8 protein-coding genes are annotated in these 8,587 nt (G+C 67.2%); 3 read left to right on the plus strand and 5 right to left on the minus strand.

Annotated features, from left to right (window positions below; translation table 11 throughout):
* Positions 1 to 76 precede the first annotated feature (76 nt).
* Complete coding sequence (gene radC / locus BRX43_RS15175) at positions 77 to 757, plus strand: DNA repair protein RadC (RefSeq protein ID WP_125995938.1); 681 nt, start codon at positions 77 to 79, stop codon at positions 755 to 757.
* A gap of 62 nt (positions 758 to 819) precedes the next feature.
* On the opposite strand, the gene BRX43_RS15180 is transcribed toward radC, so the two are convergent.
* Positions 820 to 1,320, minus strand: a complete 501-nt coding sequence (locus BRX43_RS15180) for an EF-hand domain-containing protein (protein WP_241214982.1) — start codon at positions 1,318 to 1,320, stop codon at positions 820 to 822.
* Positions 1,321 to 1,520: 200 nt separating this feature from the next.
* Between BRX43_RS15180 and purB the strand changes: the two genes are divergently transcribed.
* Positions 1,521 to 2,837 (plus strand): adenylosuccinate lyase, encoded by a 1,317-nt coding sequence (gene purB / locus BRX43_RS15185; RefSeq protein ID WP_125995939.1) that lies wholly within the window; start codon positions 1,521 to 1,523, stop codon positions 2,835 to 2,837.
* Positions 2,838 to 3,246: 409 nt separating this feature from the next.
* Here purB and BRX43_RS15190 read toward each other — a convergent pair whose 3' ends face one another.
* Complete coding sequence (locus BRX43_RS15190; RefSeq protein WP_125995940.1) at positions 3,247 to 3,714, minus strand: TM2 domain-containing protein; 468 nt, start codon at positions 3,712 to 3,714, stop codon at positions 3,247 to 3,249.
* Positions 3,715 to 3,919: 205 nt separating this feature from the next.
* Between BRX43_RS15190 and BRX43_RS15195 the strand changes: the two genes are divergently transcribed.
* A complete protein-coding gene (locus tag BRX43_RS15195) occupies positions 3,920 to 4,774 on the plus strand; it encodes a manganese catalase family protein (RefSeq protein ID WP_125995941.1) in 855 nt (284 codons plus the stop codon).
* Between the two features lie 49 nt (positions 4,775 to 4,823).
* Here the strand turns inward: BRX43_RS15195 and BRX43_RS15200 are convergent, their stop codons facing one another.
* From BRX43_RS15200 to pgi, 3 genes are all read right to left on the minus strand, one after another.
* Positions 4,824 to 5,336, minus strand: a complete 513-nt coding sequence (locus BRX43_RS15200; RefSeq protein WP_125995942.1) for a thioredoxin family protein — start codon at positions 5,334 to 5,336, stop codon at positions 4,824 to 4,826.
* An 86-nt stretch (positions 5,337 to 5,422) separates the two neighbouring features.
* Positions 5,423 to 6,772, minus strand: a complete 1,350-nt coding sequence (gorA, locus tag BRX43_RS15205; RefSeq protein WP_125995943.1) for a glutathione-disulfide reductase — start codon at positions 6,770 to 6,772, stop codon at positions 5,423 to 5,425.
* 115 nt (positions 6,773 to 6,887) lie between these two features.
* Complete coding sequence (gene pgi / locus BRX43_RS15210) at positions 6,888 to 8,381, minus strand: glucose-6-phosphate isomerase (protein ID WP_125995944.1); 1,494 nt, start codon at positions 8,379 to 8,381, stop codon at positions 6,888 to 6,890.
* Positions 8,382 to 8,587 lie beyond the last annotated feature (206 nt).

An 8,587-nucleotide genomic window follows, 5' to 3' on the forward strand; every position in this document is an offset into this window, starting at 1 on the left:
GCGGGAGTTGAAGCGCTTATCTGGCGCAAGCGTATACGGCCCTTGATCCGGGCGGAACGGCGGATAGGACGGGCGCATGGCCGATCCCCTTCCCGATCATGCCGGTCACCGGGCGCGGCTGCGCCAGCGGCTGCTCGCCGATCCGGCCGGGCTGCTCGATCACGAGCTGGTCGAATATCTGCTCGCGCTCGCCATTCCCCGCCGCGACACCAAGCCGCTGGCCAAGGCGCTGCTGACGGAGTTCGGCGGCATCGGCGGCCTGCTCACCGCCGAGCCGGAGGCGATGATGCGCGTCGACGGCATGGGCGAGGGTGCCGCCGCCGCGATCCGCATCGCGCAAGGATCGGCGCTGCGGCTGCTCCATGCGCAGGTCGCGGACCGGCCGATGCTGGCCAATTGGCAGGCGCTGCTCGACTATCTGCGCGCCGACATGGCGCATCGCGGCGTCGAGCTGTTCCGCGTCCTCCACCTCAATACCCGCAACATCCTGATCCGCGACGAGATCATGAACCATGGCACGGTCGACCAAGCGCCGGTCCATGTCCGCGAGGTGATCCGCCGCGCGCTGGAACTGCAATCGGCGGCGATCATCCTGGTCCATAATCATCCCAGCGGCGATCCCTCGCCCAGCCGCGCCGATATCGAGATCACGCGCCGGATCGTGGAGGCCGGCAAGCCGCTCAACATCGCGGTGCACGACCATCTCATCATCGGGGCGAACGGCCATGCCTCGTTGCGGGCACAGGGGCTGATCTGACGAACGAAAGCGGCCGCCGGGATAGTCCCAGCGGCCGCCATGTCGTCGCTTGTCCGTCGCGATCAGCCCGCCTTGGCGGAACCGCTCAGGAAGCCGGTCAGCTCGGCCTTGTCGACCTTGGCCGACTTGTCCGCATCCGCTTGCTTGAAGGCGGCATTGTTCCAGGCGGTCTGCTTGGCCGCCGGCATCGGCTTGGCGTCCGGCGTCGAGGCCTTCAGCTTGTCCATCCAAGCGGCGAACTCGGTCTTGCTCAGCGCGCCGTCGCCATCCTTGTCATAGGAGGCGAACTCCTGATCGACGACCTGCGCGATCTGCGACGGCTGCGCCGCCGTGGCGGTCGCGCCGGCATCGGCCGTGACGCCGGCCGAAGCGCCATTTGCCGGATCAGCCTGCACGCCCACGCCCGCACCGCCAGTAACCGATCCGGTCGCACCCGGAGCGGTGGCTTGCGCCTGGGCATTTGACGCCGGTGTCGTGGTCTGCGGCACAGTCTGCGCGGCTACCGGGGCAGCAACGATCATCGCCGAAGCAAGCATCGCATATTTCAGCATCTTGTCCTCCATTATAAAGCGCCGTTCGATTTTGGCGCGGTCTGCATGAAGCAGCGGAAACTTGTTTGCCGGTCATTCAACCGGTGATCCAGAATATAGGTTCCGATCCATCGGATTTACAGAGGGGGGACCCGGCTGCTAATCGGCGCGAAAGGCACGACTCTCTCGTGCCGGGCGCGGCGAGCCGTGCCGATTGCACGACGAGGATTTCCATGATTCCGCGCTATTCCCGCCCCGCCATGGCCGCCTTGTGGACGCCCGAGGCGCGTTTCCGCATCTGGTTCGAGATCGAGGCGCACGCCACCGACGCGCTCGCCGAGCTGGGCGTGGTGCCCAAGGACGCCGCCGCCCGCATCTGGGCGGCGGATGCCGCCGCCGGTCCCTTCGACGTTGCGCGGATCGACGCGATCGAGGCCGAGACCAAGCATGACGTCATCGCCTTCCTGACCCATGTCAGCGAGCGAACCGGGCCGGAAGCGCGCTTCCTGCACCAGGGCATGACCAGCTCTGACGTGCTCGACACCTGCCTGGCGGTGCAGCTCGCCCGCGCTGCCGATATCCTGATCGCCGATCTCGACCAGCTGCTCGCGGTGCTCAAGCGCCGGGCCTATGAGCATAAGCTGACCCCGACGATCGGCCGCAGCCACGGCATCCATGCCGAGCCGGTCACCTTCGGCCTCAAGCTGGCCCAGGCCTATGCGGAGTTCGATCGCAACCGCACCCGCCTGATCGCGGCGCGCGCCGATGTCGCCACCTGCGCCATCTCCGGCGCGGTCGGCACCTTCGCCAACATCGATCCGGCGGTGGAGGCGCATGTCGCCGACAAGATGGGCCTGACCGTCGAGCCCGTCTCCACCCAGGTCATTCCGCGCGACCGCCACGCCATGTTCTTCGCGACGCTGGGCGTCATCGCCAGCTCGATCGAGCGGCTGGCGACCGAGGTGCGTCACCTGCAACGCACCGAAGTGCTGGAGGCGGAGGAATATTTCTCGCCCGGCCAGAAGGGGTCGTCGGCGATGCCGCACAAGCGCAACCCGGTGCTGACCGAGAACCTGACCGGCCTGGCCCGCATGGTGCGCGGCTATGTCACCCCGGCGCTGGAGAATGTCGCGCTGTGGCATGAGCGCGACATCAGCCATTCCTCGGTCGAGCGCTATATCGGCCCGGACGCGACGATCACGCTCGACTTCGCGCTCGCCCGCCTGACCGGCGTGGTCGACAAGCTGCTGGTCTATCCGGCGCGGATGCAGAAGAATCTCGACCGGATGGGCGGCCTTGTCCATTCGCAGCGCGTGCTGCTGGCGCTGACCCAGGCGGGCGTGAGCCGCGAGGATGCCTATCGCCTCGTCCAGCGCAACGCGATGAAGGTGTGGGAGTCGGACGGCGCACTGTCACTGCTCGAACTGCTCAAGGCCGATCCGGAAGTGACCGCCGCCCTGTCGCCGGGCGAGATCGAGGCCAAGTTCGATCTCGACTATCACCTGAAGCATGTCGACACGATCTTCGCGCGAGTGTTCGGCGCGGCGTGATCCGATAGTGGCCGGGCGGTGTCTCGCGCATCGCCCGGCCGGGATTGCGTTGGCTGCAACCGCAATGCCTTGTTGCAAAATTGCATCAGGGCGACATGATCGCCACATGCCCCTTGCCGGATATGTCTCCGGCATGGAGACCCAGCCATGCGTATGTTCGAAACCGTGACCAGCTCGATGCTGGCGATCGCGGCACAAGCGCTGGTGGTCGGGGTGGTCCTTTCCACCCTTTGACGCATCGGCCCCCGCCCTCTCTCGCGAGGGGGCGGCCAGGGCCTCTCCGATGGTCATCCGCGCGAATCCGCGAAAGAGACGGCGGCGCAGGGACGCGGAAGTGCCTGCCGCGCGGCCGCCCTCCCCTCCATCGACAAGCCGGCGAGATCGTCGTGCGTTTGGAGGACGTACAGTCTCAGACCGTGCGCGGATAGCGCGCCGCGAACTCCGCATCGGACATGACCAGATAGCGGATGCTGTCGATCAGCGCCCACAACCCGGTCACGAACAGCCCGACGATCGTGCAGGTCAGCACCAGCATCGCGATCCCCGATCCCGTCCGCCCCAGATAGAAGCGGTGGATGCCGAGCGTCCCGAAGAAGAACGCCAGGATCGCCGCCACATATTTGTTGCGGTCGGACAGCGACCCGCCCGGCACCGCCATCGCCCCGCCCGCCGGATGCGCCACGGCCTGCGGCCCTGCGGGGACGGGGAAGATGCTACGCGCCTGGTTCTGGTCGGCATCGAAGTCGACATACGCACCCACCGACGGCTCACCCTGATGCGCCCAGTCGTCGGGGCGGAAGGTATAGCGCCGGCCATCGTCGCCCGACACCAGCCCCTCGCCCGTCCGCCGGTCCACCCCCAATATCTGTCCACGCATAAAGCCGTTCCCCAAAGCGGCGCGCATCATGACCAAGCCATTCCAGGATGCAAGGCAGAGCTGGCGCACCCGCCATGCAAAGCATCGATTGAGCAAGATCAAGTACTTCAAAAACCTCACTTATCTCGATCAGGAACGCCGCGATTTCGGCCGACCCAATCGGCTTTTGCGCGTTGACCGGGTTCTGCCATCCCAGGAGCGCACCATGTATTATCATGACAGCCGACTTCAGTATCCCGTCCGCGTGGACAAGCCCGATCCCGCCTTCGCGACGCTGCTGCAACAGGCGATCGGCGGCGTGGAGGGAGAGATCCGCGTCTGCATGCAGTATTTCTTCCAGGCCTGGGGCAATCGCTCGCCCAACCCGAAATATCGCGACATGCTGCTGCACACCGCCACCGAGGAGATCGGTCATATCGAGATGCTGGCGACCGCCGTCGCCCTCAACCTCGACAAGGCGCCGACCGAATTGCAGGAACAGGGCGCGGCCGACGGCATCGTCGGCGCGGTGATGGGCGGCAGCAACGCCCGTCACGCGGTCGAGGGCATGATCCACAAGAACCTGCTGTCCTCGGGACTGGCAGCGATGCCGATCGATTCGGACGGCGTGCCGTTCAACATGAGCCACATCTATGCCAGCGGCAACATCGCGGCCGACATGTACTGCAACGTCGCGGCGGAGAGCACCGGCCGCGTGCTGGCGGTGCGCCTGTTCAACGCGACCCAAGACGAGGGCATGAAAAAGATGCTCCACTATATGATCGCGCGCGACACGATGCACCAGGAGCAATGGCTGGCGGTGCTGGAGGAACTGGGCGGGCCATCCGCCAATCTGCCGGTTCCCAACAGCTTCCCGCAGGAGATGGAGGATCAGCAGAACAACTATAATTTCTACGCGACCTCGGTCGACGGATCGGTGCCGGAGGGGCGCTGGACGAGCGGACCGTCGATCGACGGCCGCGGCGAATTCACCGTGTTCCGCAACGAGCCCCTGGGTGAGAAGCCGATCCTGGGCCCGGCGCGACCGGACAGCGGCGCCCAGTCGCAGCAGATAGGCTGACGCCTGGATGTCCATGCTCCGGTCATCGCCGGAGCATGGACCACCGCCCTCAGGCCGCCCAGCCCGCCAGCCAGTCGGCGAGCGCCTGCGGAGTCAGGCTGCGCGCGTCCGCCAGCGCCGTCTCGCGGCCGGCGTTGAGCAGCTTGTCGCTGCGCGGATCGACGATCAGCACCGCCGGCACGCCCTTCAACCGGTCCTTGATGCCGTAATGCGCCGGAATGTCGAGATTCTGGTCGAACCGGCCGACATCCACCGTCACCACCTCGAAATGCTTCGCCACGAAGGGGCGCATCTGCGGCAGCTCCATCACGCCCGCGAGCAGCCGGCAGTCGAGGCACCAATTGCCGCCCAGGTCGATCAGCAACCGCTTGTGGCTCTTGATCGCGCGGGTCCGCGCCTGCGCCACCGCCGCCTTGGCGCTGCCGGCATGATAGGGCAGCGGCAGCGGCTGGGGCAGCCGCTCGAAACTCGCCACGCCCACGCGCGGCGCGGGGACGGGCGCGGCGGCGGGCAGCAGCGCCAGCGCGGCGAGGGAAGCGAAAACGGTGGCGGCACGACGCATGGCGGTCTCCTGAAACAGGAGCCCATTGAAGGCCGCTCGCCCGGCAAACGCAACCCAGCTCTGCGCCGGCCGCCGCAACCGCAGCTTTACTTGAGCAGCACCAACTCCTCCGCCATCGACGGATGCAGCGCCACCGTGGCGTCGAAATCCGCCTTGGTCAGGCCCGCCTTCACCGCGACCGCCGCCGCCTGCAGGATCTCGGGCACGTCGGGGCCGATCATATGGATGCCGACCACCCGGTCGGTGACGCCGTCGCACACCATCTTGTAGAGCGCGCGCTCGTTGCGGTCGGCCAGCACGTTCTTCATCGGGCGGAAGTCGGAGGAATAGACCTTCACCGACCCCAGTTGCTGGCGCGCCTCCGCCTCGGTCAGGCCGACTCCGGCCATCGGCGGGTGGCTGAACACCGCCGAGGGCACGCAGCCATAATCCACCCGCGTCGGCTGGTTGCCGTAGAAGGTGTCGGCAAAGGCCTGGCCCTCGCGGATCGCCACCGGGGTCAACTGGATGCGGTTGGTCACGTCGCCGACCGCAAAGATCGACGGACAGGTGGAGCGGTTGTCCTCGTCCACCTTCACCGCGCCCAGTTCGTCCAGTTCGACGCCGGCGCTCTCCAGCCCCAATCCGTGCGTGTTGGGGCGGCGGCCGGTGGCGAACAGCACCTGGTCGACCACCACGGGGTCGTGGTTGGCGAGATGCACGGTCAGGCAGCCATCCTCGCCCTTGTCGATGCCGTGGAAGGCCGCGTTGAACCGGAAATCGATGCCCTTGGTCATCGCGATCTGGAGCAACCGGTCGCGGATCTGCTGGTCGTAGCCGCGCAGGATGTCGTTCGACCGGTTGGCCAGGATGACCTGCGATCCCAGCTGGTTGAAGATGCCGGCGAATTCGTTGGCGATATAGCCGCCGCCCGCGATCAGGATGCGGCGCGGCAATGCGTCCAGGTGGAACACTTCGTTGGAGGTGATGCCATGTTCGTGGCCGGGGCATTCGGGGATCGCGGGATGCGCGCCGACCGCGACCAGGATACGCTCGGCCGTCACCGTGCTGCCATCGGCCAGCCGGACACTGTTCGGCCCGGTGACCACCGCTCGCTGCGGCAGGATGGTCACGCCCTTGCTGTTCAGCGTCTGGGTATAGGCCCCCTCGATCCGGTCGACCTCGCGCAGCACGTTGTCGCGCAGCCGCGTCCAGGAAAAGGCGCAAGGGGTCGGCACGTCCCAGCCGAAATGCGCCGCGTCGCGCAGGTCCTCGGCGAAATGCGCGCCATAGACGAGCAGCTTCTTGGGCACGCAGCCACGGATCACGCAGGTGCCGCCGACCCGATACTCCTCCGCCACCGCGACGCGCGCGCCATGCGCCGCCGCGACCCGGCTGGCCCGCGTGCCGCCGGACCCGGCGCCCAGCACGAACAGGTCGTAATCGAAATCCGCCATCGTCATCTCCGCTTATGCCCGTCGAGATGGCGCGGGGGCGGGTCGGGGGCAAGGCTTTCCGACCGATCCGTTCCCCGGCAAAGGCCGGGGAACGGATCGGGGGAACGAACCAGTCTTACCCTTCCAACCCGGCGCGGCGGATCAGGTCGGTGGTGGAGGGGTCGAAGTCCTGACCGCCCTTGTCCGCCGCCTTCGCCATTTCCTTGCCCAGCTCGACGCCGAACTGGTCGAAGCTGTTGATGCCGAGCAGCACGCCGTTCACGAACACGCGATGCTCGTAAAAGGCGATCAGCGCGCCCAGCGTCCGCGCGTCCAGATCGTCGAGCAGCAGCGTCGAGGACGGCCGGTCGCCGGAATAGCTGCGCGCCGGATCGTCGACCTGCTTGCCCTTCATCAGCGCCGCGCCCTGCGCGAAGGCGTTGAGCAGGAGCTGGCGATGATGGTCGGGAGCAAGCGAATCGCCCGCCTCGATCACCGCCAGGAACTCGACCGGGACCAGATGCGTGCCCTGGTGGAGCAGCTGGAACACCGCATGCTGCGCGTCGGTGCCGACCCCGCCCCAGGTGATGGCGGCGGTCGGGCGGCCGACCGGCCGGCCGTCGACGGTCACGCCCTTGCCGTTCGATTCCATCTCCAGCTGCTGGAGATAGCTGGGCAGCAGGCGCAGCCGCTGGTCATAGGCGAAGGGCGCGCGCGTCTCCGCGCCGCGGACCTGGGTGTAGTAGAGATCGGCGAATGCCGCGATCGCCGGCGCATTCTCGTGCAGCGCGGACAGGCGGAAATGCCGGTCCATCTCCGCGGCCCCCTCCAGCAATTCCTCGAACCGGTCCCAGCCGAGCGCGATCGCCGCCGGGAAGCCGATCGTCGACCACAGCGAGTAACGCCCGCCGACGCTTTCGGAAAAGGGCAGGATGCGGGTCTCGTCGACGCCCCATTCCACCGCCTTGTCGGGCGAGGCGGTCAGCGCAATCACCTTGCCATAAGGGTCCTCGACCCCCGCCTCGATCATCCATTGCAATGCGGACTGCGCGTTCAGCATCGTCTCGGTGGTGGTGAAGGTCTTGGAGGCGACGACCAGCAGCGTGGTCGCGGGATCGAAGCGGCGGAACGCATCCTCCAACGCGACGCCATCGACATTGGAGACGATCGCGACGTCGTAGCGGCTGTCCTCGCGGCCCAGCGCATCGACCAGCAGGTCCGGCCCCAGCGCCGATCCGCCGATGCCGACATGCAGGATGCTGCGCACCGGGCCGAACGCCTCCGCCTCGATCGCATCGATCAGCGCGCGCATCCGCTGGTGGCTCTGGCGCGCGATGGCGACGCTTTCCGCCTTGCCCTCGCCGCGCTCGGCGGTGTGTTCGACCGAGCGGTTCTCGGTCACGTTCACCACCGCGCCGCCGAACAGGGCGTCGCGCTTGCCGGCGAGGTCCTGCGCCTTGGCCAGCGCCTCAAACGCCGCGATCGCCTCGGCGGTCAGATGCGTCTTCGACCAGTCGAAATGGATGCCCGCGACATCCAGGCTGAGGCGCGACAGCCGGTCCGGGTCCTCGGCGAACAGGTCGACCAGCGTGGTGGTGGGAAGGGCTTCGATCGCGGACCAGTCAGCCATGCGCAAATCTCCGTGGATATGATCGATGCCGGGGCTAATACCAAAATAGGTCCTTCCACAAGGGACGAAGAGGGACGATGGCAGCTCCGACGGCGCGGCGGCAACGATCGGACATGGCGGAAGGCTCCCGCCCCGACTTGACGACCCGCACGCGCCGCGCCACGCCGCTGGACCATGGCCACGCCCCCCGCCCCCAAGACCACCAT

The organism is Sphingomonas sp. S-NIH.Pt15_0812 (genome assembly GCF_003951315.1).
Lineage (GTDB): Bacteria > Pseudomonadota > Alphaproteobacteria > Sphingomonadales > Sphingomonadaceae > Sphingomonas.

Coding starts and splice junctions, on each gene's coding strand:
- radC (WP_125995938.1), top strand. CDS start 77: ATGGCCGATCCCCTTCCCGATCATGCCGGTCACCGGGCGCGGCTGCGC.
- BRX43_RS15180 (WP_241214982.1), bottom strand. CDS start 1,320: ATGGAGGACAAGATGCTGAAATATGCGATGCTTGCTTCGGCGATGATC.
- purB (WP_125995939.1), top strand. CDS start 1,521: ATGATTCCGCGCTATTCCCGCCCCGCCATGGCCGCCTTGTGGACGCCC.
- BRX43_RS15190 (WP_125995940.1), bottom strand. CDS start 3,714: ATGCGTGGACAGATATTGGGGGTGGACCGGCGGACGGGCGAGGGGCTG.
- BRX43_RS15195 (WP_125995941.1), top strand. CDS start 3,920: ATGTATTATCATGACAGCCGACTTCAGTATCCCGTCCGCGTGGACAAG.
- BRX43_RS15200 (WP_125995942.1), bottom strand. CDS start 5,336: ATGCGTCGTGCCGCCACCGTTTTCGCTTCCCTCGCCGCGCTGGCGCTG.
- gorA (WP_125995943.1), bottom strand. CDS start 6,772: ATGGCGGATTTCGATTACGACCTGTTCGTGCTGGGCGCCGGGTCCGGC.
- pgi (WP_125995944.1), bottom strand. CDS start 8,381: ATGGCTGACTGGTCCGCGATCGAAGCCCTTCCCACCACCACGCTGGTC.